Source organism: Bradyrhizobium sp. HKCCYLR20261, from assembly GCF_051168435.1.
In the GTDB taxonomy this organism is placed as follows: domain Bacteria; phylum Pseudomonadota; class Alphaproteobacteria; order Rhizobiales; family Xanthobacteraceae; genus Bradyrhizobium.
On the sequence record NZ_JBNPUZ010000001.1, the window covers coordinates 122,708 to 148,145 of the forward strand.

The window sequence follows — 25,438 nt, forward strand, 5'->3', positions numbered from 1 at the left end:
GCCCGAGTGATGCATCGCTCACATGCCCTCTTGAATACGAGAGGGCGCGAGGAAGGCCGGACCTCGGCTGAGGCCCGTGGCCCGCCTGCAGAAAGATAAGCAGGCGGCAGTCACCACGAGTACAGCCGGACAGACCCGGCCTTCCCCGCGCGATTGGTTTTAACGGTGTCCTTCGTGCTCTCCCTGGGGATCGGCTTTGTTGCCCCCATCGCCCGCGCGTGCCGTCAAGCAACGACCACGGACTTGACCTCGGCGTCGAGAGGCCAGGACCACACGACTTCGCCGTCCGCGCCGGCCATGCTCGTCTGGCACGGCCGTCACGTCCATCGCAGCCCACCTCACCGTTCGTGACGACGCGTACGTCCCTCTGCACGAGGCGGGATGCAGGGATAAGAGCATAAATTCTGAAAAATAGCAATATGTTTTTATTTCAGCGAATACATCCCCATCGAGCGGTCGGGGAATGGCCTGCGTCGTCCTTCAGGATCTCGCAGGCGGCCGCCGCGATGCGCTGACACAGCGCCAGCGCGGTCTCGCGGTCCCTGACATGAAAGATCTCCTCGCTGATCAGGCGGTCGTCGAGCCAGGCGCGAAAGGCCTGCTCGCTGTCGGAGGTGAACGTGCCCTCCTCGTAGATGAACCCGCTCAGCGGGCCTTCGATCACGTAGTCGGTGTCGGCGGCAAGCTGCGATGGCCGCGCGCATTGCGCCCAGATGCGGCCATCGGCATCGATGAACGCCACGACACCGTCGTTACGCTCCTCAACTCTCATCCGCTACTCCTCTCATGAGGCGACGAAATCTCTCCGCGTCATTGCGAGCGCAGCGAGGCAATCCAGAGTCCCGCCCACCACCCTGGATTGCTTCGCTGCGCTCGCAATGACGGAGGAGACGGGTTGCCCGCGCCCGGGACTGATGTCGCCGCACGACCAGCACAGGCGTGCGGCTGCCCGCTACTCCTGCCCGGGACACTTGATCTCCTTGTAGACGGCGTCCGCGAAGGCCTTAATGCCGGTGTTGATGCGCAAGGGCGACGTCAGCGTCTGGTAGGTGACGATGCCGCGGGTGATCGACAGCACCTTGTAGCTTTCGGCGATCCTGGTCTTGTAGCACTTGCCGGCCTGGATGGCGTCTTCGGTCAGTGGCATTGGTCTTCCCGTCATTGTGGTCTGCAGTCACGAAGCAAGAATCACGCAGGCCGCGCGGCGGCCCGTGACGCGCCGGCAGCCGGCGGTTCGCGGTCGACGGCCTTGAAGGCGTCCAGGCCCGCGAACAACGCCTGCCGGCCATCCACGATGGCCTGTTCGATCGTCTCGCCGATACCGATGACGCCGGGAAGGTCTGGAAAGGTGACGAGAAAGCCGCCGCCATCGTCAGGGCCCAACTCCGTCACGTCATGAACATAGGCGTCGACATCGCTCATCGCGCGGCCTCATCCATGCCGTCGATCATCGCCACGAAGGCCCTGATATGCGGCGGCCTGATCGGCGCCTTCAGCGGAATGGTCACGCAATGCGGCACCGAGGGATGCAGGAACACCTCGTGCGTGCCGGTGATCTTGCGAAACTTCATCGCATATTGCGAGGCGATGATCTCGAGGTCGACCGGCTTCCAGTCGCGACGGGGATCGGCGCGCAACGCCTCGAGACGCTGGTTGTGCACCCGGCCCTGTCGGGTTTCCGACATCGGGGCGGACGACGACGCGCCGTCGTCGGTCGCGCTGATGATGCCGGTGGACGCAACGACCTGGCAGAAGGCATGGATGAAGTCGCCGACGGTGTCTCCCCTGTGCGCCAGGCGCCAGTTCTGGGAGAGCACGAGACGCGTCTGGTTGATCTCATTGTGAAGCGCGATGAACTCGTCCATCATCGTCAACACCCTGACGACGCTCAGATTGTACGGCTCCTGGGTGAACTTCCGCTTGAGATCGATGCGTTCTCTCCTGAGACCCGCATGTTCGAGCAGCCACGCGATGACTTTGCCTTCCCAGAACTCCTGAACGTGCGACGACGCAGACATGGCTGTTCTCCAAGCGCGCCGACACGACGTGTCACCCGGGCGCGCGCATCATCAAGCGACGGTGATCGCGATCCGCTCTCCCATGCCGTGCCTCACACGCATTCGGCTGTCAGGTCTGTTCATACAAAAGCCATGCCATGCTCGGTCCATGCCGAGCTCTGGCGCGCACGCCCGGTCGAGCAGCGATGCAGCTGCAGGCAACTCGCGGCGATCCAGGCGAGCGCCGTTTCGGAGGACGCCGTCGTAGAGAGCACACGCGACCTCCCCGCGACAGGTTGACGCGCGAGAGTGAAACATTTCCCGAGGTGATCAGCCGACGATGCATCTATTGACGACCAGGCGCTTCGCGACCTCATTTCATTCTTGACCCGAAAAACGTCGCATTGACTCGCCTCGCCACCGAAGGGAAGGAGCGATCGGACTACTCATTCCCACAGGAGCGGATCATGAGATTTGGAAGACTCGTGGCAGCGGTCGCCGGCTTGGCCTGCTTCGCCTCGGCTGCCGTCGCACAGGCGTCGTCTTCGGCGCTCGTCACCGGAGAATGGCTCGAGAAGAATCTAAACGACCCCAAGGTGCGGATCGTCGAAGTGAGCGTAGAGCCCGGCCTGTTCGAACGTGGGCACATTCCCAACGCGCAGAACGTGGTCTGGCATACCGATCTCGTCGACCCCGTCCGCCGCGACATCGCCACGCCGGAGAACTTCCAGGCGCTGGCGCGCAAGCTCGGCGTCGACAAGGACACGACGCTCGTCCTCTATGGCGACAACAACAACTGGTTTGCGGCCTGGGGCGCCTGGGTGTTCAAGAGCTACGGCTTCGAGAACGTCAAGCTGCTCGACGGCGGGCGCAAGAAATGGGAAGCCGACAAGCGGCCCTATGACAGCCGCGTCACCGCCGTCCAGCCCAGCAACGTGACGGTCTCGGCCGCCAACGGCAAGCTTCGCGCGCGCCTCGCGGATGTCAGCGACGTGGTCGCGAAGAAGACCAACGCCACGATCGTCGACATCCGCTCTCCCGACGAGTTTTCCGGCAAGATTTTCGCGCCGGCCGGTTCGGCGGAGCTCTCCGTCCGCGCCGGACATGTCCCAGGCGCGATCAACGTGCCTTGGGGACGTGCCGTCGCCGAGGACGGCACGATCAAGCCGGTCGAGGAGCTGAAGAAGCTGTACGCAGATGCCGGGATCGACGGATCGAAGCCGATCATCGTCTACTGCCGTATCGGTGAGCGGTCGAGCCACACCTGGTTCGTGCTGTCGCAGATCCTGGGCTACGACGTGCGCAACTACGATGGCTCCTGGACGGAGTACGGCAACTCGGTCGGCCTGCCGGTCATCAACGTGGCCGGAACGGTCTGGGGCGGCAAGTAGGTCGTCGACCGACGCCGCGCGCCGGGCGGATCGGCTGATCCGCCCGGCTCTTTCAGCGAGGTTGCTTCGACGTGATCGCGCAGGGTTTGTCAAAGGTCCGCGTCGCTCTTTCGGCGGCGATCATCCTTGCGCTGCTGAACGCCGCTTACATCATCGACGTCGGCGGGAATCCCCGCCTGTCGCTGTCGATCCTGCTCGGCGCAGCCGTCGGGATCGTGTTGCAGCGCTCGCGCTTCTGCTTCTTCTGTAATTTCCGGGACTGGTTCGACACCGGCGATGCGCGCGGCCTGTTGGGAATTCTCGTCGCGCTGGGGGTCGGCGCGATCGGATACGCCATCGTGTTCGGCGCATGGCTCCCGGACCCGACCGGGCGCCTCCCTCCGGATGCGTTCATCGGGCCGGTCAGCCCGGCGCTGGTCGTGGCAGGACTGGCGTTCGGCGTCGGAATGACCCTTTCCGGCTCCTGCATCAGTGCGCACATCTATCGGCTTGGCGAAGGCTCGGCGACCGCCATCTTCGCGCTGGCGGGCTCCTTCGCCGGCTTCATGCTGGGACTGGCGAGCTGGAACCCGATCTATCTCGCCGTCATCTCGCAGGGCACGGTGATCTGGCTGCCGCAACATCTCGGCTACGCGGGAACACTGCTTCTGACATTCGCCTTGCTGATCGGAATCGGAGCGCTGCTGACGCTGCGCCGGGGGAAGCCAGCGCCTACCGTATCCGGCGCCAGCCTGCCGACGCGCATCCTGATCGAGCGCTGGCCTGCTTCACTTGGCGGAGCCATGATCGGCGTCATAGGCATGGTGGCCTATCTGCGGGTCGCCCCGCTCGGGGTCACCGCCGACGTCAGCAGCAAAGCGAGATTCGTCGCGGCCGATCTCGGCTTGCTGCCGCCGCGCCTCGAAGGCCTCGATACGCTGCGGGGATGCATCAGCCTCGTCCGGGATCTCGGCCTGTCCAACAATGCGGGATTTGTCCTGGCGCTCGCGCTCGCCGCGTTTGCCGCGGCGTTGGCTGCAGGTCAGTTCCGGCCGGCGTGGCCGACGGCGGGTCAGGCGGCGCGGGGATTGGCCGGCGGCATCCTGCTGGGATGGGGAGCAACCATCGGCCTCGGATGCACGGTCGGCACGCTCCTGTCCGGGATCATGGCGGGAGCGCTGTCCGGCTGGGTGTTCGGCCTCGCAGTCTTTGCCGGTGCGGCACTGGCTCTGGCGATTGGACGCAGGGCGGGCCTTCCGCGATGATCATTCCAGCGGCTCGTCCGGGCGCCTGCGCCGCCCGTCTGCGCGATGGCGCGCGCAGACGGGCTCGCGTGATCGATCAGCGGGAGCCTACCAGACGCGGCCGCCCCACGGTCCGCCACCCCAGCCGCCGTAGTAGCGGCGCGCGTAATAGGGGCGGCCGTAATACGGCGCGTAGCCGACGCCGGCATAGCCGTAGGGGCCGCCGCCGTAATAATAGGGGTCGTCATAGTAGTAGGGCGTTGCCGCCGCCGCGATGCCCGCGCCCAGCAGCGCGCCGGCCGCGAGACCGCCGAAGGCCCAGCCGCCGCCACGCCAGCCGCCGCCATGCCATCCGCCGCCGAACCCACGGCCGCCATAGCGCACCTCGGTGGTCGCGAGCGGCGCGGCGCCGGGCTTTGCGGCGGCCGACAGCGCGGTCATCGGAGCAGACATCGCCGGCGCGTTCGCCCCGGCCAGCAGCGCCCCCGACAGGGCCAGCGCCGCCACATAGTTCAAGCTTCGCATCACTAGGACTCCTCGACTGAGATCATCACGCATGGCGGCTCCCATGTCCGGGTCGCCGTCGTCCGCCGCGACCGCGACGGCTTGGAGCACGTGAGTTGCTCGGAAACTACGAACCGCCGGTCGGCCCGCCCGTTCCACGCAAACGCGCCAGCGCTGCTGGAACACGGGCGTTTGATTGGGGATCCTCGCGGCACGCAGATTTGAGACCTCGCGGCACGGCCGGTGCTGAGCAACTGAGCAACCGGGGACATAGGTGACAGATCTGACCGACGACATCGTTGACACAGCACGGATTGCGAGTTGCAGACGAGTCAGGTGATCATCACTGAGAGCACGTTCCGTGGACCCCCGCCCCCGACCCCTCCCCGCAAGGGGGGAGCTCACCGTCCGGGCGGCGTGAACTCGAATCCCAACGTCGCTGGGCCAGAGCGTCGTGCGCAGCTTCGCGAAACGGGAACACTCACCAGGTCAGTTTTCAGTGCCGGCCGAGATTGCTGGAGCTGCCGGAATTGTCGTCGCCGGTGCTCGGGCTGTTGTTGTTGAGCGAGCCGGTGGTGTCGTTGGGTGCGGAGGGCGTGCGGCCGGATCCGTTGCCGGGCATGGGAGCGTTCGTCGAACTGCCCTGCCCCATGCCGGTCGTGCCCGTGTTGCTGGGCGCCGTGCCGGGGGCTGGTGTGGGCGCAGTATGCGACGGTCCCGCGCTGCTGCCGCCGGTGCCGCTGCTCTGAGCCGATGCGAGCGTGCCGGAGAGCGCGAACACCGCGGCGGATGCGATCATTATACGTTTCATGAGGACGTCCTTCATTCGAGAAGGACGACAAGGTCGGCCTCGACGGGACGTTCCTGGAAAGCTCAGCCGCGCCGCTTGCGTCCCTGTCCCGAGGCGGCCTGCTTGCGCAAGCTTTCGGCCGCGCCGCCGACGATCTCGGAGATCTGCATCAGTTGCTTGGCGAGCGGGCTGGTCTTGCGCCAGACCATGCCGATGCTGCGCTGGGGCTGCGGCTCGGCGAAGCGCGCCAGCGACACCGCGGCCGAGCGCGTCTCGACGCCGACGGCCATCTCCGGAATGAGCGTCACCCCCATGCCGGCGCCGACCATCTGCACCAACGTCGACAAGGACGACGCATCGAGCATCTCGCGCGGCGCCTGCATGTTGCAGAACGACAGCGCCTGGTCGCGGAAGCAATGCCCCTCCTCCAGCAGCAACAGCCGCATCTCGCGCAGGCTTTCGCTGCTCGGCACCGGGGCGCCTTCATATTCGGGCGGGCGCACCAGCAGGAAGTTCTCCGAGAACAGCGCGACCTCGGTCAGCGACGGTTCCGACACCGGCAGCGCGACGATCGCCGCATCGAGGCGGCCCTCCACCAGTTCCTCGATCAGCTTCGGCGTCTTGGATTCGCGGACATGGATGTCGATCTCGGGATGCTTGCGGGTGAGATCGCCGATCACTTTCGGGAGAAGATAAGGCGCCACCGTCGGGATCATGCCGAGCCGCAATCGGCCCGTGAGCTTGTCACGGGAGGCGCGGGCGAAATCGCCGAGCTCGTCGACCGAGCGCAGGATCTCGCGGACGCGCGCGGCGAGTTGCTCACCGAAACGCGTCAGCACCACCTGACGCGCATTGCGTTCGAGCAGGACTCCGCCGAGCGCGTCCTCCATCTCCTTGATCTGCATCGACAGCGCCGGCTGCGAGATCGCGCAGGCCTCAGCGGCGCGGCCGAAATGGCCGAGACGGGCCAACGCGTCAAAGTAGCGAAGCTGCCGCATCGTCAGATGGATCATCAGATTATCTTATCGTTCATCGAACTGAAGTCAATTTTGCCTGAACACAATCTCAGGATGCGTGACAACGCATCATCTGCCCTGGCGTTGAGCCGCTGTCACATCATATTCATCAGATAATCTTATCGTTGCGATCATCAATCTCAATTTCCCCTGATCGAAGGAGCCGCGTAGGGTCCCGCAACCCGTTGCAGGGGGAACAATGCCGTTCAGGTCAGGAGGCAAACATGGATGACGTCAGCAAGTGCCCGTTTTCGGGCGGCTTGAAGGGATTCAAGAACAAGGACTGGTGGCCGAACCAGCTCGATCTGTCGGTGCTGCATCAGCATTCGAACCTTTCCGATCCGCTCGGCGAGGCGTTCGATTATTCCAAGGAATTCAAGAGCCTCGATCTCGACGCGGTGGTCAAGGACCTGACCGCGCTGATGACCGATTCGCAGGAGTGGTGGCCGGCCGATTTCGGTCACTATGGGCCGTTCTTCATCCGCATGGCCTGGCATGCCGCCGGCACCTACCGCATCGGCGACGGCCGCGGCGGCGCAGGGACCGGTCAGCAGCGTTTCGCGCCGCTGAACAGCTGGCCAGATAACGCCAACCTCGACAAGGCCCGCCGCCTGCTGTGGCCGATCAAGCAGAAGTACGGCCAGAAGCTCTCCTGGGCCGATTTGTTCGTGCTCACCGGCAACGTCGCGCTGGAATCGATGGGCTTCAAGACCTTCGGCTTCGGCGGCGGCCGCGCCGACACCTGGGAGCCGGAGCAGGACATCTATTGGGGCCCCGAGGGCAAGTGGCTCGCCGACGAGCGCTACAGCGGCGATCGCGAGCTCGCAGGCTCCCTCGGCGCCGTGCAGATGGGCCTGATCTACGTCAATCCGGAAGGCCCGAACGGCAACCCCGACCCGGTCGCCGCCGCCCGCGACATCCGCGAAACGTTCGGCCGCATGGCGATGAACGACGAGGAGACGGTGGCGCTGATCGCCGGCGGTCACACCTTCGGCAAGACCCATGGCGCCGGTGATGCGTCGCTGGTCGGTCCGGAGCCGGAAGGCGCTGATATCGCGCAGATGGGTCTGGGCTGGGCCAGCAAGTACGGCTCGGGCAAGGCCGGCGACACCATCACCTCGGGTCTCGAGGTGATCTGGACGTCATCGCCGACCAAGTGGAGCAACAACTTCTTCTGGAACCTGTTCGGCTATGAGTGGGAGCTGACCAAGAGCCCGGCCGGCGCGCATCAGTGGACGCCGAAGGGCGGCGCCGGCGCCAACACCGTGCCGGACGCGCATGACAAGTCCAAGCGCCACGCGCCGTCGATGCTGACCACCGACCTCGCCCTGCGCTTCGATCCCGAGTACGAGAAGATCTCGCGGCGCTTCCTGGAGAACCCCGATCAGTTCGCCGACGCGTTCGCCCGCGCCTGGTTCAAGCTGACCCATCGCGACATGGGCCCGAAGGTGCGCTACCTCGGCCCGCTGGTGCCGAAGGAGGACCTGATCTGGCAGGATCCGATTCCGGCGCTCGATCACCCCGTCGTCGACGACAAGGACGTCGCCGATCTCAAGGCAAAGATCCTGGCGTCGGGCCTGTCGGTGTCGCAGCTGGTCTCGATCGCCTGGGCCTCGGCCTCGACCTTCCGCGGCTCGGACAAGCGTGGCGGCGCCAATGGTGCCCGCATTCGCCTCGCTCCGCAGAAGGACTGGGCGGTCAACAACCCGGCCGAACTCTCCAAGGTGCTCGGCAAGCTCGAAGCCATCCAGAAGGAGTTCAACGGCGCGGCCACCGGGGCTAAGAAGATCTCGCTCGCCGACCTGATCGTGCTGGCCGGGAATGCCGGCGTCGAGGCGGCGGCCAAGAAGGCCGGCGTCGAGGTGACGGTGCCGTTCGCACCGGGCCGCACCGACGCCTCGCAGGAGCAGACCGACGTCGAGTCGTTCGCGGTGCTCGAGCCGACCCATGACGGCTTCCGCAACTATCTCACCGGCAAGCAGTGGCTGTCGGGCGAGGAGCTGCTGGTCGACAAGGCCCAGCTGCTGACCCTGACCGCGCCGGAGATGACCGTGCTGGTCGGCGGCCTGCGCGTGCTCGGCGCCAACGCGGCCGGCTCCAAGCACGGCGTGTTCACGGCGCAGACGGAAGTCCTCTCGAACGACTTCTTCGTCAACCTGCTCGACATGGGCGTCGCCTGGGCCCCGGTCGATCAGGGCGAGCACACCTTCGAGGGCCGCGACCGCAAGTCCGGCGCCGTGAAGTGGACCGCGACCCGCGCCGACCTGATCTTCGGCTCGCACTCGCAGCTGCGCGCGCTTGCCGAGGTCTATGCCAGCTCGGATGCCAAGCAGAAGTTCGTCAAGGACTTCGTCGCCGCCTGGACCAAGGTGATGAACCTCGACCGGTTCGATCTGAAGGCGTGAGGCCTGACCGCTTCGACTAAACACAAGCAGCGAGGGCGGCGTTTCATCGAAACGCCGCCCTCATTCTTCCTAGGCAAGCGGTTGCCGTTTGAGCGCATCGAGACGCTCGATAAATTTCCGCTTGCTGTCGTGCCTCGTGCGGATCGCAGCGATACGCCGGTCGAAGGCCGCCATCTGCTTCGTCTGATGCGCGAGCGCGCGCAGATCGGAAAGCAGCGCCGCGGCCGCATCATAGCCGGATGGGTTGCGGCGCGCGATCTCGGTCTCGACCTGCTTCCAGACGGCGTCGCCGCGGCTCTCCAGCGTCTTCAACCTGGCCTGACGTTCTCTCTTCTCCTGCTGCATCCGGCGCTTGCGCTTGGCCTCCGCAGCAGCGGCCTCGGCCGCCTCGCGGGCGGCGGCAATCTCGCCGGCGCGTGCCAGCAGCGAAGCAGCCGAGCGCTGTCCATCGGACCGTGCAACGCGAGTTCGGAAACGGCGCCGCAGTTCGGTCGCGACGCCGCCGTCGCCCTCGACAACGCGCAGCAACAAGTCGACCTTCTCTGCGTTCGGCAACGCCTCGATCGACCCACGGAGCTCAACCTCTGACGGCTTGACGGCAGCCCCCTGCCGCTCGGCCGCGGCCTGCACCAGGTCCGGGTCGAGCAACAGAAAATCGGCGAGACTGTCGAGCGCGCCAGTCATCGGACCGATCCCGGGCAGCGGCTCCAGCGCATCGCCGGGCACGAGCTCGGCCTGAACGGCCATCAGCCAGAGCAGATAGAACAGCCTGAGATCGCCATCGAGAAGATCGGTGCGAAGCGGCGCGAGCGCCGCCATCCACTTCGATCCATCATCCGCATAGTCGTCGGATTCGAAATCATAGAGGTTGATGTCGACGATGACGTCGTCGCCGGATGTGGCGATGTCGACGCAATCGAGCTTCCCCAGGAACGGAGTGGCGTCCGACGGCTCCAGCGCCGTCCTGGGCATGCGGATCATGAAACGCCGGACGTTGAAACTGGCGACGTAGACGTGCAGGTCGAACCAGCGCCGCATCATGTCGCGCGGATCGGCTTTGAGATCGCCCCACTCGTAGTGATTGCTGAAGCTCGTCGCGGAGATGCGGGCTCGCGACGAGATCGCGCGCAGCTTCTCGCGTGCCGCGGCATCGAGAAAGCGGTCGATGGCCAGAAACTCGTAGTACTGATGTTCGCTCATGAGGTGCTGCTTGCGGTGACCGGAGCCAGCCTGACGGCAGGGGTCGCTTCAGTCCACCCCCTGCCCCCGGCTTCACCGATCAATCCACAAGCCGCAGCGCCTCACCGCTCCGCGGCGGAGCCGCCACCGTCGATCTGGCGGCCCATCAGGGCGATGGCCTTCTGGTAGACGCCGGCGGCGTTCCAGGCTTCGATGGCGGCGAAGTTCGGTTCGCCCGGCTGATAGCCGGCGCCGGCCTTCCAGCCATTGGCGCGCAGGAAGTTCGCGGTCGAGGCCAGCGCGTTGGCGGCGACGTCGAGATTGCCGACGCCATAGGCCAGGATGTTCTTGGGCATGAACTGGGTCTGCCCGACCTCGCCATGCATCGAGCCGCGGGTGTTGCCCGAGAGCACGCCGCGATCGATCAGCTTCAGCGCGGCATAGAGCTGCTCGGTGAAGAATTCCGGACGGCGGCAGTCATAGGCGAGCGTCGCGATCGACGACAGCATGTGCTGGTTGCCGCGCTGGCTGCCGAACGCGCTCTCCATGCCCCAGATCGCGATCAAAGGTCCGGGCGGCACGCCGTAGCGCTGCTCGATGGATGCGAACATCGCCGCCTGCGACTGCTTGAGCTGACGGCCGCGCGCGACGATCGCCGGCGCGCCGCGCTTGGCGAGGAACTGGTCGAGCGAGAGCTGGAAGCTGCGCTGGCCGCGATCGGCCGCTATGGTGGCGGACGCGTAGTTGGTCTGCATCAGCGCCGCGATCGCGGTGCCGCCGACGCCCTTGGCCCTCGCCTCCTCGCTGAACTCGCGCTTCCAGGCCTCGAAGCCGGCCGGCGACGAACCGCACTGCGCCGCCTGCGCACCGCCGCCGAGCGTCGCAAGCAGCGCAGCGACGGCGAGAGGAATCGTGAGAATGGCTCGGCGCTTGATCATTGATGCTCCTGTGGTGGCGTCCGGTCACGCGGCCATCACGACACCGCACGACATCGCAAGACGCTGGCGCGGCAGTATCGGCCGCTGGGTTGAAACCGCGACAACCTATCGGAAATGGAAAAAAATCATAGCCGGTCATGCCTGCCGCTGCGCGCCTCATGCGCAACGTACGGAAATACGGTGTCGGCAATACTTGCCGCAGAGGTTCCTTACTCCAGCTCCCGCAATCGTGATCGGCGCAGGTCGACACGACCGACGAAGCCTTGATCAATCGGCAATAACAATACTATACGGTTCCGTTTATAAGCAGGAGTGATGGGCGTTGTTGCGTGCCTCCTTTATTGGTCGCCTGATCGGCATGTGCAGTGTGGTTCTGCTGCTCGGCGGCTGCGCCTCGGTGCAGCGCGCGGCCTATTCGGCCGACGATGCGAAACGCGCGCGGATCGACGGCTTCCAGACCGTCCGGATGTGGGCCGACGCACCGCCCGCGAGCTTCGACAGTCCGGCGTTCAAGCCGCGACCGCAACCCGGCAAGCCGTTCGCCTATCTCGCACTGTCCGGCGGCGGCGGCGATGGCGCGTTCGGCGCCGGCATTCTCAACGGCTGGAGCGAGAGCGGCGCGCGTCCGGAGTTCACCGTGGTCTCCGGCGTCAGCACCGGCGCATTGATTGCTCCGTTTGCCTTTCTCGGGCCAGCCTATGATCCGACGTTGAAGGAGATGTACACCAGCGGGCTGGCGAGCTCGTTTGCCGCGTCGCCCAATGCGCTCGGCGCCCTGTTCGGCTCCTCCGTCTTCGACGGACAGCCGCTCCGCGACGCGATCGCGCACTACACGACACCGGAGCTGCTGGAGGCCATTGCCAGGGAGCATGCCAGGGGACGCCGGCTGTTCGTCGTGACCACCGATCTCGACGCGGCACGGCCCGTGCTGTGGAACATGGGCGAAATCGCTTCCGCACGATCACCGCAAGCGCTGCAGCTGTTCCGCCAGGTGCTGACCGCCTCGGCCAGCGTGCCCGTCGCGTTTCCGCCGGCGCTGATCGCCGCGTCCTCCGACGGCAAGCCGATCGAGGAGATGCATGTCGACGGCGGTGTCTCGACCCAGGTCTTCACCTTCCCGGATCGCCTGCTGATGCAGCCGGCATCGCAGCGCCTGACGGAGAAGCCGGCCATCTACATCATCATGAACGGACGGACCTCCGTCGATTTTCAGCCGGTCGAGAACAGCACCAAGGCCATCGCCCTCCGCTCGCTGGGCATGAAGGGCAAGCGCGAGATCCAAAGTTACCTCTCCGCCACCTACCAGCTCGCCAGGCGCAACGGCATGGCCTTCAACATGACCGCGATCGATCAATCCGTCCCGGAGGGCCAGGGCGTGGGCTTCGACACCGACTACATGCGCGCGCTCTATGCGCTCGGCTACGACAGCGCCCGCTCCGGGCGGTTCTGGGCGCAGTCGCCGCCGCTGCCCTGACCTTGACAACCGCAGGCCGAGGAATTATAAAACTATACAGTTTCGTTTTCTTGCAACATTCTGCCGGGGATTGCTCTACAAGCGCCGACTGAGATCGGAGACAGCAGGCCGCCATGAGACGAATCGCTCTGTTCACCTTGATTCTGCTGTCCTGGACGTCGCTGGCGCACGCGGCCGTCGGTGCCACGACCACCAATCCCGAAGGCCGCGATTCGCAAGCCTCGACCGATCCCGCCCTGAGCCAGGAGGCGATCGACCGCGAGCTCGACAAGTTCCGCAAGACGGAAGTATCCCTGCACCAGGCGTTGCGGATTGCCGAGAAGATTCATCCGGGCTCCAGGACCGCCGACATCAGCTTCGAAGGCGGGCTCGACGTGCCGGTCTACAAGGTGCGGACCCTGCAGAGCGGGCAGATCTGGGAATCCGATATCGACGGCGCGACGGCCAAGGTGCTCAACACCGCCCTGTTCTCGACCGTGCAAGGCCTTAACGAGACCGACCGGACCAGCCTCGCCGCCCTCGACACGATCAGCCTCAGGATGTCCGATGCGATCAAAATCGCGGAGCGGTCCGCGGCGGGCAAGGCGATCAGCGGCGGCCTCACGACCAAGGACGGCAAGGTCGCCTTCATCATCGTCGTGGTGTGCGGCAAGAACCTGAAGCAGGTCACGCTCGAACCGACGCTGCGGCGACGCTAGTCAGTCCAGACAGAGCGCGCCGTCTGAGCGCGCGCCGCGCCGAAAGCGCGACATCATGCCTTGGCGTGAAGTGCGAGGAAGATCTTGACCCGCTCGCGCACGAAGCCCGGCATCTCCTTGCGAATGGTCTTCTCCTTCACCCCCATCAGCGCGCGCATCAACAGCGGGAGCACGATGAGGTCGATGAAGATCTCGGCCGATGCTTCCGAGGCCTTCGACGCACCTCGCTTGGCCGGCGCCGAGGAGACGCCGATCGTCTCGGCCAGCAGCACCGCGACCGGCTGCGTCGCGCGCTTGCGCGAGACCTCGTGAAACTGGCAGCTCAGGTCAGGAAAGCGATAGGCCTCGCCGATCGTCACCCGCAGCAATCCGAGCGACTGTTTCAGCACGCGGTCGACGATCGCAATCGCGAGCCCCACCAGCTTCTCCTGCACCGTTCCCGGCGGAGGCGTGTAGGAGGGACCGAGGTTCATCACCTCCTCGATGGAGCGCTCGACGATCGCGGCAAACAAGGCCGGCTTGCCGGCGTAGCGCGCATAGATGGTGGGCTTGCTGGCCGGCGCGCGCTCGGCGATCTCGTCGATGCTGGTGCCGTCGAATCCGCGTTCGAGGAACACCTCACGCGCCGCATCGAGAATCCGTTCTTCGATGTTGCCGGCCAAGGCCTTCGGGGGCCGCCCGACCCGCCCGCGCATCGCGACCGCGCGCGCGACGTCACTTCGCTTCACCTTGGCCTGCGTGCGGGCCATACTCAACGACCTCGACTCGACATGTCAGCATGTCGATAAGGGATTACACGTTCTTGGCTGAACGGCAATAGAACGCGTAGCAGGAGCTGCTATGCGCCTCCTGTCATGCATAGTGAGGAATGCTTGTATGCCTTTTCGCCTCACGTGCCCGACACAAACAGCTCGCCGAGGTCCTCCAACACGCCGAGTGCGCCGTTGAACGTGTCATCATGGAAATAGAGGCTCCGTGTAATGAGCACGGGAACGCCGGCACGAATGGCCGCCAACAGCCCGTTACCGGAGTCCTCAATGGCGATGCAGCTCGCGGCGGGCAGATCGAGCTGAGACAGCACCTCCAGGTAGACATCCGGCGCCGGCTTCTTGCGCGCGACGTCATCGGCGGCGACGACAGCGGCGAACTTCGTTTCCCAATCCGTCCCCAGCACCGGGGCCAACAATGCGTCGATATTGACGCGAGTCGTGGTGGTGGCGATCGCGACGCGCTGTTCGCGTTTCCATGCCGCTTCGAGCAGCGCCTGAACGCCTGGGCGCAGTGCGCATCCCTTGGCGGCCATCAGGGCGGCAAACCTTTCCGTCTTGATGCGATGAAGCCGGGCGACCACCGTGTCGCTCAATGGCGGACCGGAACGACGCATCTGGTCGAACGCGCGGATGCGCTCCTTGCCGCCGGCAATACGCAGCAGTTCCTTGTAGATCCTGCGCCCCCAATGCCAATCGACGCCGACAGCGACGAAAGCCTCGTTGAACGCCTCCCGATGGATCTCCTCGGTCTCCGCCATCGTGCCGTCGACATCGAAGATCAGTGCGCCCGCATCGGCGATTCTTCGCCGCAGATCGTCAGATGGTGAATTCTTCACCAGCACGAGAGTCATGACTACGCCTCCGCCTCTACATTACATCTGCCTTTGCATCTGCTTTGGCGAACACCCGGCTCGCCAGAACGTCGCTCGCCTCGATAGACATGACATCATCGGGCGTCAGCACGCGATCGAGCCGCGACACCAGCCGGTTGGCCTGGCGCAGCCGGACGCGATCCAGCGCGTTACGGATCGAGCGCGCATTGGAGAATAGCGGCTGGGTGCGCCGAACGGTAATGTATTTCTCAAACGCCGCGCGCGCCTCGGGCGAGAAGCGGTAGTTCTGACCCTCCAGCATCATCTCCGCGATCGTCAGCAGCTCGGCTTCCGAGTAGTCCGGGAAGTCGATGTGATGGGCGATGCGCGAGCGGAAGCCCGGATTGCTCTGGAAGAATTTCTCCATCCGGTCGGAATAGCCGGCCAGGATCACGACCAGGTCCTCGCGTTGCGACTCCATGATCTGCAGCAGGATCTCGATCGACTCCTGGCCATAGTCGCGCTCGTTCTCGGGACGGTAGAGATAATAGGCCTCGTCGATGAACAGCACACCGCCCATCGCCTTCTTCAGCACCTCCTTGGTCTTCGGGGCGGTGTGGCCGATATACTGCCCGACGAGATCGTCGCGCGTGACGCTGATGACGTGGCCGCGCCGGACGAAGCCGAGGCGATGCAGGATGCCGGCCATGCGCAGCGCGACCGTGGTCTTGCCGGTGCCGGGATTGCCGGTGAACGACATGTGCAGGGTCGGAAACGTCGTCGCCAGGCCCATCTTCTGGCGGATGCGCTCCATCAGGAGCAGCGAGGCGATCTCGCGGATGCGTGTCTTCACCGGGGCGAGGCCGACCAGCTCACGGTCGAGCTGCTCCAGCACGGGTGCAATGTCGACACTTTCGAATTCGCGGCGCAGGTCGATGGTCTCGACCGCCGTCGCCTCCTTGGCATCCGCCTGCGTGGCCTGCATCATGGGCTCTTACTCCGCTTGGCCGAAGTTCGCGCACGCTGGCGGCGGACCCTCCCCGCGAACTCCGGCAAGCGGGGACGCCGTCAAAATCGGATTTAGCAACCGGACGTCATCAGTGCGGCAGACCCGACGCTGACGTTCCTGCCGCTGATTCTGCTAGGACTATCGCATACGACGATCGCTTTTTGCGCGCGTCTGCCTCCACGTCGTCATGGCCGGGCTTGTCCCGGCCATCCACGTCGTTCGGCACCCTGAGAACCACGTGGATGCCCGGGACAAGCCCGGGCATGACGGAGTTACTAACGTGCCGCATTGTTTGTCGCGACGGTGTACGTTGATGCGGATTGCCCTGCTTGATCACCGGAAACCTCAGCGCAGCGTCCGCTACGAATAGCGCTCGCCCTCGGGGCGCTCGGCGGCGTAGGACCGCGTCGAGTAACGCAGATTGCGCCCCACGGTTTCCTGGCGGTCGAGCCGGAAGCCGGGCTCGTTCTTCGGCCGGTTGACGATGAAGGAGAGCCGGATCGATTCCCAGCCGTGCGAGGAGTCGAACGCCGAGACTCGGATGTAGCGGTCGCCGTAGATCTTCCGGCACTCAGCCAGCTCCCGCATGATGCCCGCGGCGTCGCGCAGGTCGAACATCGGCAGGCCCCACATCTCCCAATAGGTGTTGCGGGGATGCGGGTCGTCGGTGAACTCGATGTTCACGGCCCAGTTCTTCTCGAGACAGTACTGGATCTGGGCCGTGATCTGATCGTCGGTGAGATCGGGCAGGAAGGAAAAGCAGCCTTGGGTGACGCGCATGATGGTGTCTCCTGATTTACGGATGCAAGCGAGCCGGTCTCCGGCTCGCTTCGCGCTCCAAATAACAGTTAGGCAGCCGGGGTGACGGTGGGCACGAAGTCCGGCGAATCAGTCGATTCGTAGTTGAAGGTGACGTCCTTCCAGATCTCCAGCGCCTCGCGTAGCGGGGTGCAGGTCTGCGCCGCCTTGGCCAGGATCTCCGGACCCTCATGCACGTAGTCGCGCCCCTCGTTGCGGGCGAGGATCATCGCCTCCAGCGCGACGCGGTTCGCGGTAGCGCCAGCCGCGATGCCGCGGGGATGGCCGATGGTGCCGCCGCCGAACTGCAGCACGACGTCCTCGCCGAGCAGGTCGAGCAATTGGTGCATCTGGCCGGCATGGATGCCGCCGGAGGCGACCGGCATCAGCTTGTTGAGGCTCGCCCAGTGCTGGTCGAAGAATACGCCGTGCTCGAGCCGCATCGGATTGAAGTCCTCGCGGCAGATGTCGTAATAGCCGCGCGTGGTGTTCGGGTCGCCCTCGAGCTTGCCGACGACAGTACCGGCATGGATATGGTCGACGCCGGCGAGCCGCATCCATTTGGCGATGACGCGGAACGAGACGCCATGCGCGCGCTGCCGCGTGTAGGTCGAATGTCCCGCGCGGTGCAGATGCAGGATCATGTCGTTCTTGCGCGCCCACTTCGCCATCGACTGGATCGCGGTGTAGCCGATCACGAGGTCGATCATGATGATCGTCGAGCCGAGCTCCCTGGCGAACTCGGCGCGCTCATACATGTCCTCCATCGTCGCGGCGGTGACGTTGAGATAGGTGCCCTTGATCTCGCCGGTCGACGCCTGCGCCTTGTTGACGGCCTCCATGCAGTACAGGAAACGCTCGCGCCAATGCATGAAGGGCTGCGAGTTGATGTTCTCGTCGTCCTTGGTGAAGTCGAGGCCGCCCTTCAGCGCCTCGTAGACGACGCGGCCGTAGTTGCGCCCCGAGAGACCGAGCTTCGGCTTGACGGTGGCGCCGAGCAGCGGACGGCCAAACTTGTCGAGGCGCTCGCGCTCGACGACGATGCCGGTCGCCGGGCCCTGGAATGTCTTCACATAGGCCACCGGCAGTCGCATGTCCTCGAGCCGCAGCGCCTTCAGCGGCTTGAAGCCGAACACGTTGCCGATGATCGAGGCTGTGAGGTTGGCGATGGAGCCGGGCTCGAACAGATCGAGATCATAGGCGATATAGGCGAAGTAGCTGCCCGGCGAGCCCGGCACCGGCTCGACCCGATAGCACTTGGCGCGATACTTTTCCGCTGCGGTCAGCCGGTCGGTCCACACCACGGTCCAGGTCGCCGTCGAGGATTCGCCAGCGACCGCCGCGCAGGCCTCGACCGGATCGACGCCATCCTGCGGCGTGACGCGGAACAGCGCGATCACGTCGGTGTCCTTGGGCTGATAGGACGGCTCCCAATAGCCCATCTTCTTGTATTCCATTACGCCGGACTTGTAGCGATCCTTGCCGCGCACCGTGATCGATGGGTCGTTCATGTGTTCCTCCTGGCTTTTCGTTGTGGCTGTGGACGTCACGCAGCTTCGGTCATTCCCCCAATTCGCGGATCGAGCGCACCGGAGCGATAGCGCTTGGCCATCTCCGACAGCGGCAGCACCTTGATCCTGGATGCGTTGCCAGCGGCGCCGAATTGCTCGAAGCGCTCGCGGCAGAGATCGCGCATCGAATCCATCGCCGGCTTCAGGAATTTGCGCGGATCGAACTCGGCCTTCGACGACGCGCCGACTTTGCGGAAGATCGCGGTCATCGCCAGCCGGCAGTCGGTGTCGATATTGACCTTGCGCACGCCATGGCGGATGCCGCGGACGATCTCCTCGACCGGGACGCCCCAGGTCTGGGGCATCTCGCCGCCGAACTGGTTGAACATGTCCTGCAACGATTGCGGCACCGACGACGAGCCGTGCATGACCAGATGCGTGTTCGGCAGCCGGCGGTGGATCTCCTCGATCACGTTCATCGCCAAGATCTCGCCGTCCGGCTGGCGCGAGAACTTGTAGGCGCCGTGCGAGGTGCCCATCGCGATCGCCAGCGCATCGACCTTGGTGGCGCGGACGAAATCGACCGCCTGGTCCGGATCGGTCAGCAGCTGGTCGCGGCTGACCTTGCCTTCGAGACCGTGGCCGTCCTCCTGCTCGCCGCCGCCATGCTCCAGCGAGCCGAGCACGCCGAGCTCGCCCTCCACGGACGCGCCGACCCAATGCGCCATGTCGGTGACGCGGCGGGTGATGTCGACGTTGTACTCATAATCCGCGGCGGTCTTGGCATCGGCCTTGAGCGAGCCGTCCATCATCACAGAGGTGAAGCCGTATTTGATGGCGGTCGCGCAGGTCGCCTCGTCGTTGCCGTGGTCCTGATGCAGGCACAGCGGGATCTGCGGATACATCTCCTCCAGCGCGTCGATCATCTTCGACAGCATGATGTCGCCGGCATAGGAGCGCGCGCCGCGCGAGGCCTGGATGATCACGGGGGCGTCGACGGCGGCCGCCGCCTCCATGATCGCCAGCCCCTGCTCCATATTGTTGATGTTGAACGCCGGCACGCCGTAGCCGCGCTCGGCGGCATGGTCCAGCAATTGTCTGAGCGTGATCCGCGCCATGTTCGTCTCCGTCCCTGTGTGGTCTGTTCTATGAATGCCGGGCGTCAGGACGCCCGCGCCCGGATGATGTTGCGCATGGCCGCATCGGCGACGGCCGCAGGCGTGATACCGAATTCGCGGTACAGCACGTCGGCCGGCGCCGAGGCGCCGAAGCCGTGCATGCCGACGAACTCGCCGGCATCGCCGAGCCAGCGCGCCCACTCGCCTTCGATGGCGGCTTCGACGCCGATACGCGGCGCGCTGCCGAGCACCTCCGCGCGATACTCCGCGCTCTGCTTGCGGAACAGCTCGAAGCACGGTGCCGACACCACGGCCGCTTGGACCTTTTCCGCCGCCAGCAGCTTCGCCGCCTCCAGCGCGATCGCCACCTCCGAGCCGGTCGCGATCAGCGTCACGTCGCGGCCCGCTTCAGGCTCGACCACCACATAGGCACCGAGCGCCACCTTGTTGTGATCCGACGCCTCCGTGCGGAAGGCCGGCAGCGCCTGCCGCGACAGGCACAGCACCGACGGCGAGGTCTCGGCGCGCAGCGCGCAGTCCCAGGCCTCGGCGGTCTCGACCGCGTCGGCCGGACGGAACACCAGGAGATTGGGAATGGCGCGCAGGCTCGGCACATGCTCGACCGGCTGATGCGTCGGGCCGTCCTCGCCGAGGCCAATGGAGTCGTGCGTCATCACATGGATGACGCGGATGCCCATCAGCGCGGCCAGACGGATCGCGGGCCGGTTGTAGTCGGCAAACGCCAGGAAGGTGCCGCCATACGGAATGAAACCGCCATGCAGCGCGACTCCGTTCATGGCCGCGGCCATCGCGTGCTCGCGCACGCCGTAATGGACGTAGTTGCCGTCCATCGTCGAAGGTGTGACAGATTTGTGCGTCTTCGCCTTGGTCAGGTTGGAATGGGTGAGGTCCGCCGAGCCGCCCAGCAGGTTCGGCAGCACGGTCGCGATCACGTCGATGACGTTCTGCGAGGCCTGACGCGTGGCGATCTTCGGCTTCTCGGCCGTGAGCTGCGCGATGAACTGCGCCATGCGCTCGGTGTAGGCGGACGGCAGCTTCTTGTTCAGCGCATCATGACAGGGCGAGCGGTCGGCGCTGCCGAGCTTGCGCGCGCGCTCCTTCCACGCCTGGCGCACGCTGCGGCCGCGCGCGCCGATCTCGCGCCAGCTCACCAGCACGTCGGCTGGGACCTCGAAAGGACGATGCGGCCAGTGCAAGGCGGCGCGCGTCTTCTCGACCTCCTCCGGCCCGAGCGGCGCGCCATGCGCCTTCTCGGAACCCTGGCGTCCGGGCGAGCCAAAGCCGATCGTGGTGCGGCAAGCGATCATGCTGGGACGGTCGCTCTGCCGCGCGGCCGCGATCGCGGATTCGATCGCCTGGGGATCATGGCCGTCGATGCGGCTGGTCGCCCAGCCAGAGGCTGAGAAACGCGCGAGCTGATCGTCGGAACACGCCAGGCCGGTCGAGCCGTCGATCGAGATGCCGTTGTCGTCAAAGAGAACGATCAACCGATTGAGCCTGAGGTGGCCAGCCAGCGAGATCGCCTCGTGGCTGATGCCCTCCATCAGGCAGCCGTCGCCGGCGATCACATAGGTGTAGTGATCGACCAGTTCGTCGCCGTAGCGCGCATTCATCAGGCGCTCGGCGAGCGCCATGCCGACCGCGGTCGCGATCCCCTGCCCCAGCGGCCCGGTCGTGGTCTCGACACCCGGCGTGTGGCCATATTCCGGATGCCCCGGCGTCTTGGCGCCCCATTGCCGGAACGCCTTGATCTCGTCGATCGTCACCGCCTCGTAACCGGTGAGATGCAGCAGCGCATACAGCAGCATCGAGCCGTGGCCGGCCGACAGCACGAAGCGGTCGCGATCGGGCCAGGACGGATCGGCCGGATCGAACTTCATGAAGCGGGAGAACAGCACGGTGGCGACATCGGCCATGCCCATCGGCATGCCCGGATGGCCGGACTTTGCCTTCTCCACCGCGTCGATCGCGAGGAAGCGGATGGCGTTCGCCATCTCGGCATGCGCCGGATCCGCCTTCACGGCGGGCTTGTGCAGGGCGTTGGCGGTCATAGCGTGCGCCTCTTTCGGTCCATCAGTTGCATGATCATGGGGGTGAGAATGAGCTGCATGGCGAGATCGAGCTTCGAGCCATGGATCACAATCGAATTGGCACGCGACATGAAGCTGCCCTGGATCATGGACAGCAGATAGGGGAAGTCGATGCCGCGCGGGTTCTTGAGGCGGATCACGACCATCGATTCATCGGGGGTCGGAATCCAGCGCGCGATGAACGGATTGGAGGTGTCGACCGTCGGCACGCGCTGGAAGTTGATGTCGGTCTCGGAGAACTGCGGAATGATGTAGTTCACATAGTCCGGCATGCGCCGCAGGATGGTGTCGGTGACCGCCTCGGTGGTGTAACCGCGGGAGGCACGGTCACGGTGCAGCTTCTGGATCCATTCCAGGTTCATCACCGGCACCACGCCGATCTTCAGGTCGGCGTGCTGCGCGATGTTGACCTTCTCGGTGACGACGGCGCCGTGCAGGCCCTCGTAGAACAGCAGATCGGACTCTGCCGGCAGCTGCGTCCATTCCGTGAAGGTGCCGGGCCGGGCGTCGTACAGCCGCGCCTCCTCCTCGTCATGGACGTAGTGGCGCGTCGTGCCGGTGCCGGTCTCCGAATAGTCGCGAAAGGTCTTCTCGAGCTCCTCGAACAGGTTGGTGTCGGGGCTGAAATGGCTGAAATGCTTGTTGCCGCGCTCGGCCTCTTCCACCATCTTGCGGCGCATCTCCTCGCGATTGTAGCGATGGAAGGCGTCGCCCTCGATATAGGCGGCCTTGACGTTTTCGCGGCGGAAGATGTTCTCGAAGGTCTTCTTGACCGAGGTGGTGCCCGCACCGGACGAGCCCGTGATCGAGATGATGGGATGACGACGTGACATGATTTTTCTCCGGACGACTCGCCGAGCCGGGGAGGCTCAGCAGCGCGCGCTCAGCGGAACAGGCCGCGGCGGGCGAACAGGGGCGCATCGCTGGTTTCGAACAGCGGCTCGACGCCCTCATGCAACTGGTCGACGTCGCGCACGAGGCGGACGTCACCCATGATCAGTGGCGCGCGCTGGTGGGGCGAGCGCGCCGACAATTCGAGGATGCGCGCGCGGCCGCTCGAGGCCGAGCCGCCGGCCCATTCCATGATCAGCGCCATCGGATGCGCTTCATACACCAGCCGCAGCCGGCCCTCGCGATAGCCGGGACGGGAATCGGCGGGATAGAGGAACACGCCGCCGCGCATCAGGATGCGATAGGCCTCCGCGACCAGCGAGGCGATCCAGCGCATGTTGAAATCGCGGCCGCGCGGGCCGGCGGCGCCGGACAGGCACTCGTCCACATAGTTGCGGACAGTGCCGCTCCAGTGCCGGCGGTTCGAGGCGTTGATCGCGAATTCCGGCGTATCCTGCGGAATGCGGACGCCGGACTTGGCGAGGATGAACTCGTGCAGGGTCGGATGCAGCACGTAGAGGTCGACGCGATGGTCGATCGCGAGCACGAGGCAGGTCTGCGGGCCGTAGACGAAGAAGCCGGCGGCGAGCTGCGCGGTGCCGGGCTCGAAGAAGCTCGAGAGCACGTCGCGGCCGCGCGGCCGGATCGAGAAGATGGTCCCGACCGAGATGTTGTTCTGCAGGTTCGAGGAGCCGTCGAGCGGATCGATCGCGACGCAAAGTGGGGCAGCCTCGTTGACCGTTTCGGGGCGATCACCCTCTTCCGAGAGAATGCCGGCAACGGGCGCCTGGCGCAGCGCGTCGCGCATCAGATTGTCGGCGACGATGTCGAGCGCCTTCTGGATGTCGCCATCGGTGTTGACGGTGGCGGCGCCTTCATCGACGCCGGACAGCGGCGCGATGGCGATCTGCCGCGCGAGCTCGCGGGCGGCGTCGGCGAGGGCCTCGATCACCACCGCGCAATCGGCGTTCGCATTCTGCAATGCGAGATGCGCGTGCAATGTCTGATGATCCGCTTGGCTATTCATAAGTCCACTCCCTCGCCATCAGCTCCTCTGCCGGGAACTTGATGAAGCCGCACGAAAGCGTCGTGCCGCGCTGCTATCAACACACCGATTTGCCCGATTAGGGAAATTTCAATATCTTTGGATCGACCAAAGTTTTCCTTATGCGATCGACCTCTTGAGGGTTCCATGAGCCGCCACTTCTCCCGCGATCTCACCATTCGCCAATTGCGCGCGCTCGTGGCCGTGCAGAACTCGGGTTCCGTCACGTCGGCGGCCGGCCGCCTGAACCTCACGCAGCCCGCGGTCACGCTGCAGATTCGCAATCTCCAGGAGCTCGCCGGGCTGCCGCTGATCCAGCGCACCACGGATGGCATGATCCTGACCGAAGCGGGGCGCAGCGTGCTCGCGCTCGCCGAACGCGTCGAGGCGGCGCTGCTCGATTGCGAGGAGGCGCTGGACATTCTCGCCGGCCGCAGCGGCGGCCGGGTCGCGATCGGCGCGGTCTCGACCGCGAAATATTTCGTGCCGTTCGCGATCGCGGAGTTTTCGCGGCGTTTTCCCAAGATCGACGTGACCCTGCGCATCGGCAACCGCGACAGCCTGCGCGAGGCGCTGCGCGGCTACGATCTCGACATCGCCATCATGGGCCGGCCGCCCGCCGACATCCCGGTCGACATGCGCCCGTTCGGCAAGCATCCGCACATCATCATCGCGCCGGCCGGCCATCGCCTGGCGCGGCGCAAGCGCATCGTGCCCGAGGATCTCGCGGCGGAAGTGTTCATCACCCGCGAGCCGGGCTCGGGCACGCGGCTGCTGATGGAGACGTTTTTGGAGAAGCGCGGCCTGCATCCCAAGACCAGCATGGAGATGGACAGCAACGAGACCATCAAGCAGGCGGTCATCGCAGGGCTGGGCATCGCCTTCATCTCGCAGCACACCGTGGCGCATGAGCTCAGCGAAGGCCGGCTGGTCATGCTGAGGGTCGTGGGCCTGCCGATCGTGCGGCAATGGCACGCGGTGCGGCGCGCGGACAAGCTGCTGCTGCCGCCGGCGCAGGCGATGCTGGATTTCTTCGGCAAGGAAGGCGCGCGGTTCCTGCCCCGCTAAGCGCGACACCCGAAGCCCTGACGGTGCCGCATCTCGCATAATTTCGTCTCACCAGTCGATCACGAAGCGGCAGGCAGATGCCCCCATGGCCTCGCAGCTGATCTCGCGCGCCCGCGCGTTCCGATGCACCAGCGTTGCGAACAGCGTCTCGAAGGTCGCGGCGTAGAAGTCGCAGATCGGGTGGTCCGCGCCCTGCCCGCGGCACAGCGGGCAATGGCTGATCTCGTAGATCGTCGGCCGCCCCGGGCGGGCGGTGAAGAGGCCGGTGCCGACAAAGGTCCAGGCGTGGGCCGCAATCGCCCGCGACAGCGCATGGCTGGCGAGGCGCGCCGGCAGCACGCGGAGCACGCGCTGGGCGGGCCTGGGAATGCGGTTTGCGAGCAGGTAGGCCGCTGTCAATTGACCCGCTTTGGCGCCAACCGTGCGGGCATCATCGTCGTTCAACGTGGTTCTGAGGGCGCGATGCAGGCGAGTGACTTCCGTCTCATCCACCATGTCGGCCGGCGGCGCTATGAGATACGGCTCCAACCGCGCGGCCGCGAAGACGCGGAGCGCTTCGTCTTCGCCTCGCAGCAGGCGCAACGCCTCGGCGGTCTGGATGATCGCGTTGGGACCGATGCGCCCCGTCGCGTGATCAGAGGCGGCGGCAGCGCGCGACAGCTCAAGGTGCTGGGCGCGCGTGCCGTGCAT

At 65.5% G+C, this 25,438-nt stretch carries 25 protein-coding genes; 6 read left to right on the forward strand and 19 right to left on the reverse strand.

Annotated elements, in window-relative coordinates:
- Positions 1 to 430: 430 nt before the first annotated feature.
- The 4 genes from ACQR1L_RS00575 to ACQR1L_RS00590 all read right to left on the reverse strand — a co-directional run bounded on the left by ACQR1L_RS00575 (position 431) and on the right by ACQR1L_RS00590 (position 2,018).
- The gene (locus ACQR1L_RS00575; RefSeq protein ID WP_434855992.1) at positions 431 to 772 is read right to left on the reverse strand and encodes a hypothetical protein; all 342 of its coding nucleotides are present in this window, start codon (positions 770 to 772) and stop codon (positions 431 to 433) included.
- A 180-nt stretch (positions 773 to 952) separates the two neighbouring features.
- Positions 953 to 1,147: a hypothetical protein gene (locus ACQR1L_RS00580; protein ID WP_434855993.1), complete on the reverse strand. Its 195-nt coding sequence runs from the start codon at positions 1,145 to 1,147 to the stop codon at positions 953 to 955.
- Positions 1,148 to 1,188: 41 nt separating this feature from the next.
- A complete protein-coding gene (locus ACQR1L_RS00585) occupies positions 1,189 to 1,422 on the reverse strand; it encodes a type II toxin-antitoxin system HicB family antitoxin (protein ID WP_434855994.1) in 234 nt (77 codons plus the stop codon).
- Positions 1,419 to 2,018 (reverse strand): hypothetical protein, encoded by a 600-nt coding sequence (locus tag ACQR1L_RS00590; RefSeq protein WP_434855995.1) that lies wholly within the window; start codon positions 2,016 to 2,018, stop codon positions 1,419 to 1,421. The genes ACQR1L_RS00585 and ACQR1L_RS00590 overlap by 4 nt, the downstream gene beginning before the upstream one ends.
- Positions 2,019 to 2,464: 446 nt before the next feature.
- Here ACQR1L_RS00590 and ACQR1L_RS00595 point away from each other — a divergent pair, with 446 nt between their 5' ends.
- Together ACQR1L_RS00595 and ACQR1L_RS00600 are read left to right on the forward strand one after the other, a co-directional pair.
- Positions 2,465 to 3,388: a sulfurtransferase gene (locus ACQR1L_RS00595; RefSeq protein WP_434855996.1), complete on the forward strand. Its 924-nt coding sequence runs from the start codon at positions 2,465 to 2,467 to the stop codon at positions 3,386 to 3,388.
- 71 nt (positions 3,389 to 3,459) lie between these two features.
- Positions 3,460 to 4,632 carry a YeeE/YedE family protein gene (locus ACQR1L_RS00600; protein WP_434855997.1) on the forward strand — a complete coding sequence of 391 codons (1,173 nt, stop codon included), beginning with the start codon at positions 3,460 to 3,462 and terminating at the stop codon, positions 4,630 to 4,632.
- Positions 4,633 to 4,719: 87 nt separating this feature from the next.
- Here ACQR1L_RS00600 and ACQR1L_RS00605 read toward each other — a convergent pair whose 3' ends face one another.
- The 3 genes from ACQR1L_RS00605 to ACQR1L_RS00615 all read right to left on the reverse strand — a co-directional run bounded on the left by ACQR1L_RS00605 (position 4,720) and on the right by ACQR1L_RS00615 (position 6,918).
- Complete coding sequence (locus ACQR1L_RS00605; protein WP_434855998.1) at positions 4,720 to 5,136, reverse strand: hypothetical protein; 417 nt, start codon at positions 5,134 to 5,136, stop codon at positions 4,720 to 4,722.
- Positions 5,137 to 5,611: 475 nt separating this feature from the next.
- Positions 5,612 to 5,926, reverse strand: coding sequence for a hypothetical protein (locus ACQR1L_RS00610; protein ID WP_434855999.1), 315 nt, complete (start codon positions 5,924 to 5,926; stop codon positions 5,612 to 5,614).
- A 62-nt stretch (positions 5,927 to 5,988) separates the two neighbouring features.
- Complete coding sequence (locus tag ACQR1L_RS00615; RefSeq protein WP_434856000.1) at positions 5,989 to 6,918, reverse strand: LysR substrate-binding domain-containing protein; 930 nt, start codon at positions 6,916 to 6,918, stop codon at positions 5,989 to 5,991.
- A gap of 227 nt (positions 6,919 to 7,145) precedes the next feature.
- Here ACQR1L_RS00615 and katG point away from each other — a divergent pair, with 227 nt between their 5' ends.
- Complete coding sequence (gene katG, locus ACQR1L_RS00620) at positions 7,146 to 9,326, forward strand: catalase/peroxidase HPI (RefSeq protein ID WP_434856001.1); 2,181 nt, start codon at positions 7,146 to 7,148, stop codon at positions 9,324 to 9,326.
- A gap of 69 nt (positions 9,327 to 9,395) precedes the next feature.
- Here the strand turns inward: katG and ACQR1L_RS00625 are convergent, their stop codons facing one another.
- Both ACQR1L_RS00625 and ACQR1L_RS00630 read right to left on the reverse strand, forming a co-directional pair.
- Positions 9,396 to 10,526 (reverse strand): hypothetical protein, encoded by a 1,131-nt coding sequence (locus tag ACQR1L_RS00625; RefSeq protein ID WP_434856002.1) that lies wholly within the window; start codon positions 10,524 to 10,526, stop codon positions 9,396 to 9,398.
- Between the two features lie 101 nt (positions 10,527 to 10,627).
- Positions 10,628 to 11,443 carry a lytic murein transglycosylase gene (locus tag ACQR1L_RS00630; RefSeq protein WP_434856003.1) on the reverse strand — a complete coding sequence of 272 codons (816 nt, stop codon included), beginning with the start codon at positions 11,441 to 11,443 and terminating at the stop codon, positions 10,628 to 10,630.
- A gap of 322 nt (positions 11,444 to 11,765) precedes the next feature.
- On the opposite strand from ACQR1L_RS00630, the gene ACQR1L_RS00635 reads away from it, so the two are divergent.
- Positions 11,766 to 12,917, forward strand: coding sequence for a patatin-like phospholipase family protein (locus ACQR1L_RS00635; protein WP_434856004.1), 1,152 nt, complete (start codon positions 11,766 to 11,768; stop codon positions 12,915 to 12,917).
- Positions 12,918 to 13,030: 113 nt separating this feature from the next.
- Positions 13,031 to 13,615 carry a PepSY domain-containing protein gene (locus ACQR1L_RS00640; protein WP_434856005.1) on the forward strand — a complete coding sequence of 195 codons (585 nt, stop codon included), beginning with the start codon at positions 13,031 to 13,033 and terminating at the stop codon, positions 13,613 to 13,615.
- Between the two features lie 53 nt (positions 13,616 to 13,668).
- Here the strand turns inward: ACQR1L_RS00640 and ACQR1L_RS00645 are convergent, their stop codons facing one another.
- The 9 genes from ACQR1L_RS00645 to ACQR1L_RS00685 form a co-directional block, all read right to left on the reverse strand.
- Entirely contained in the window at positions 13,669 to 14,364 is a 696-nt protein-coding gene (locus tag ACQR1L_RS00645; protein ID WP_434856539.1) for a TetR/AcrR family transcriptional regulator, read from the reverse strand.
- 140 nt (positions 14,365 to 14,504) lie between these two features.
- Positions 14,505 to 15,236, reverse strand: a complete 732-nt coding sequence (locus ACQR1L_RS00650) for an HAD-IA family hydrolase (RefSeq protein WP_434856006.1) — start codon at positions 15,234 to 15,236, stop codon at positions 14,505 to 14,507.
- A 16-nt stretch (positions 15,237 to 15,252) separates the two neighbouring features.
- Entirely contained in the window at positions 15,253 to 16,182 is a 930-nt protein-coding gene (gene cbbX, locus ACQR1L_RS00655; protein ID WP_434856540.1) for a CbbX protein, read from the reverse strand.
- Positions 16,183 to 16,566: 384 nt separating this feature from the next.
- A complete protein-coding gene (locus ACQR1L_RS00660; RefSeq protein WP_434856007.1) occupies positions 16,567 to 16,986 on the reverse strand; it encodes a ribulose bisphosphate carboxylase small subunit in 420 nt (139 codons plus the stop codon).
- A gap of 68 nt (positions 16,987 to 17,054) precedes the next feature.
- The gene (locus ACQR1L_RS00665; protein ID WP_434856008.1) at positions 17,055 to 18,515 is read right to left on the reverse strand and encodes a form I ribulose bisphosphate carboxylase large subunit; all 1,461 of its coding nucleotides are present in this window, start codon (positions 18,513 to 18,515) and stop codon (positions 17,055 to 17,057) included.
- 35 nt (positions 18,516 to 18,550) lie between these two features.
- Positions 18,551 to 19,633: a class II fructose-bisphosphate aldolase gene (gene fba, locus ACQR1L_RS00670; RefSeq protein WP_434856009.1), complete on the reverse strand. Its 1,083-nt coding sequence runs from the start codon at positions 19,631 to 19,633 to the stop codon at positions 18,551 to 18,553.
- Positions 19,634 to 19,677: 44 nt separating this feature from the next.
- Positions 19,678 to 21,705, reverse strand: a complete 2,028-nt coding sequence (gene tkt, locus ACQR1L_RS00675) for a transketolase (protein ID WP_434856010.1) — start codon at positions 21,703 to 21,705, stop codon at positions 19,678 to 19,680.
- Positions 21,702 to 22,577 (reverse strand): phosphoribulokinase, encoded by an 876-nt coding sequence (locus ACQR1L_RS00680; RefSeq protein ID WP_434856011.1) that lies wholly within the window; start codon positions 22,575 to 22,577, stop codon positions 21,702 to 21,704. The genes tkt and ACQR1L_RS00680 overlap by 4 nt, the downstream gene beginning before the upstream one ends.
- A gap of 50 nt (positions 22,578 to 22,627) precedes the next feature.
- Positions 22,628 to 23,662, reverse strand: a complete 1,035-nt coding sequence (locus ACQR1L_RS00685; RefSeq protein ID WP_434856012.1) for a class 1 fructose-bisphosphatase — start codon at positions 23,660 to 23,662, stop codon at positions 22,628 to 22,630.
- A gap of 165 nt (positions 23,663 to 23,827) precedes the next feature.
- On the opposite strand from ACQR1L_RS00685, the gene ACQR1L_RS00690 reads away from it, so the two are divergent.
- A complete protein-coding gene (locus ACQR1L_RS00690) occupies positions 23,828 to 24,748 on the forward strand; it encodes a LysR family transcriptional regulator (RefSeq protein WP_434856013.1) in 921 nt (306 codons plus the stop codon).
- Between the two features lie 48 nt (positions 24,749 to 24,796).
- Here the strand turns inward: ACQR1L_RS00690 and bchJ are convergent, their stop codons facing one another.
- The gene (gene bchJ, locus ACQR1L_RS00695; protein WP_434856014.1) at positions 24,797 to 25,438 is read right to left on the reverse strand and encodes a bacteriochlorophyll 4-vinyl reductase; all 642 of its coding nucleotides are present in this window, start codon (positions 25,436 to 25,438) and stop codon (positions 24,797 to 24,799) included.